This window comes from Sphingomonas sp. STIS6.2, from assembly GCF_000732685.2.
Lineage (GTDB): Bacteria > Pseudomonadota > Alphaproteobacteria > Sphingomonadales > Sphingomonadaceae > Sphingomonas > Sphingomonas aerolata.
Genome location: NZ_JPDP02000021.1, coordinates 1 through 1639, shown reverse-complemented (window position 1 = coordinate 1639; position 1639 = coordinate 1). Strand labels below are relative to the sequence as shown.

The following is a 1639-nucleotide window of genomic DNA, read 5'->3' as shown; positions in this document are numbered from 1 at the left end:
GCTTGGCAACCATCGCTGGCGCATGGCGTGCGTATCGGCGCGACGCCGGCGCCGGTGATGTCGGCCCTGCGCACCAGCCAAGCAGCGATCCTAGCTCGGTCCTAATGACCGACGACCCGCGCCGCGACGCTGTCGTACTTTGGCTCGCTGCCAACGGTGTGCCGGCAATCGCGGAAGCGGCCACAACCATCGTTCGCATGGTCAACGCGACGCGTGGTTTCGACGCCGATGCGCTGGCGTTGCTCAACGCCGCCCACGACGCGGTGGGGCAGGTGCCTGCCGGTGGCCCCCTCACCCGAGCCTGTGGACTGGCCGACCTTGGTCCAGATCATCCGCTTCAGGGACTGACTCGTGCCGCTGTTGCGGTCGACAATCTGATCACCACGCCGGATTTTGCCGAAGGTCACGGACATGACGCCGTAATCCCCCTGCCCTCTCGATCAATGCGTCAATACGTTGCGGCTGAGCCTGCTGGATGCTGGGCCCTAAACCTTACGCTTGTCGCTCGCGGCACCGTGCCGTCCGTCACGGGGATCATCCCGCGTACAGCATTTCGCCTTGATCTTGAGGACACTGAACGATCAGCTGCGCTTATTGACCATAGCAATCATGCGGCATTGGGAGCGTTTTCGGAGTTGGAGCGCATCGAGGCCGCACTCGTCCGCGGTCGCGACTCACTCGCCGGCTTATCCCGCAACGCGCGCGCGCGCGACGCGTGGGCGCTCATTGTTGCGGCAGGCCCGCTGCGGCGGATCCAGCTTGCACGGGCGCTAAGTCTGTCTCGAGCCGGGGCCGATATTCAGGCTGATGCGCTCGCTCGTGCCGGTCTTGTTACCCTCGCAGCAGGCGGTCGTATTCAACCGACGCAACGTCAGCTTTTGGTCGAGCAACCCGCTATCCTGGAGGACGGGCCGCTGGCCCTTGCCACGGCCGACCTCGATGCAAGCATGGCTGATATCGATCGGTTGCTCGAACGCTCTAAGGTCAGGAATCATTGGTCATAGCCAGAGGATGACGGTGGCTGCGAGCGCGACGGCAGAGAAGAAGACGGTTGGGCAGCGGTCGTAGCGAATGGCGACGCGGCGCCAATCGTTCAGACGGCCGAACATGATCTCGATGCGGCTGCGCCGCTGGTAGCGGCGCTTGTCGTATCTGACCGGCTCGTTGCGCGATCTGCGGCCCGGGATGAAGGGCTGGATGCCCTTGGCGTCCAAGGCGTCCCTGAACCAATCGGCGTCGTTACCACGGTTGCCAAGCAGCCACTGCGCCTTCGGCAGATCGTCGAGCAAGGCTACCGCGCCGGTGTAGTCGCTGACCTGCCCGGCGGTCATGAAAAAGCTCAAGGGCTGCCCATCTGCATCGCTGACGGCGTGCAGTTTGGTGTTCATACCGCCTTTCGTACGGCCGATCAGGCGGCCGAGATCCCCTTTTTCACCCGTAGGCTCGATGTCGTGCGGTGTGCCTTCAGGTAGGTGGCGTCGATCATGACCGTCTTCGGTACGGCTTCCGCTGCCGCGAGCCTCTCCATCATGCACAAAAAGACACCCCCCTCGCCCCACCGCTTCCAGCGATTGTAGAGCGTCTTGTGCGGCCCATAGTCCTTCGGCGTATCACACCAGCGTAGCCCGTTGCGATTGAC

At 63.6% G+C, this 1639-nt stretch carries 1 protein-coding gene and 1 pseudogene; one reads left to right on the top strand and one right to left on the bottom strand.

Annotation, left to right across the window (positions count from 1 at the left end):
• Nucleotides 1-1004, top strand: a 1004-nt coding sequence (locus sphst_RS20260) for a hypothetical protein (protein ID WP_234387276.1), incomplete at its 5' end; no start/stop codon positions are given.
• On the opposite strand, the pseudogene sphst_RS02845 reads toward sphst_RS20260, so the two are convergent.
• Nucleotides 999-1639: pseudogene (locus tag sphst_RS02845) on the bottom strand (IS5 family transposase); the annotation flags it as partial. The gene sphst_RS20260 and the pseudogene sphst_RS02845 sit on opposite strands and share 6 nt — an antisense overlap.